Here is a 393-nt window from a genome sequence, read left to right as displayed (position 1 = left end):
CCCTGCTTTATGCCTTGCTCCTGGTAGTGCTATCTCTGGGTATAGCACTTCTGCCCGTGAGGCACTTTATGCAGAGCAGCATACAGTCCAATCTAAAGCCATCCTCTGCTCCCAATGGTATGAAGTATAACTTCACCATGACATGCCTCTGGTTACAGCTCACGATGAGTGTGCTTCTCATATTTTGCACCACTGTGCTCATGTTGCAGGTACGCTGGCTCAACGATAGTAACGAAGCTGGATTCGACCGCTCGGGTATCCATACCGTGATGAATATGGGTGACGAAGATAAAATCCACGTCGATGAGCTCAAGTCCATCCCTGGTATAGAGCGTGTGATCCACTTCCCGCAGTCGTTCCTGCCACAGACGTCATGGTGTTCGTTTACCGAGG

General features: G+C 50.1%; 1 protein-coding gene. It reads left to right on the top strand.

All coding sequences use genetic code 11. The features are described from left to right. Window positions 1-137: 137 nt before the first annotated feature. The coding region (locus tag SJH88_RS19480; protein WP_274755422.1) for a hypothetical protein at window positions 138-393 on the top strand (256 nt) is incomplete at its 3' end.

This window comes from Comamonas sp. GCA5, assembly GCF_036541385.1.
Classification (GTDB): Bacteria; Pseudomonadota; Gammaproteobacteria; order Burkholderiales; family Burkholderiaceae_C; genus Comamonas; species Comamonas aquatica.
Note: the sequence above shows the minus strand (reverse complement) of the source record. Positions and strands in the feature narration are given on the sequence as shown.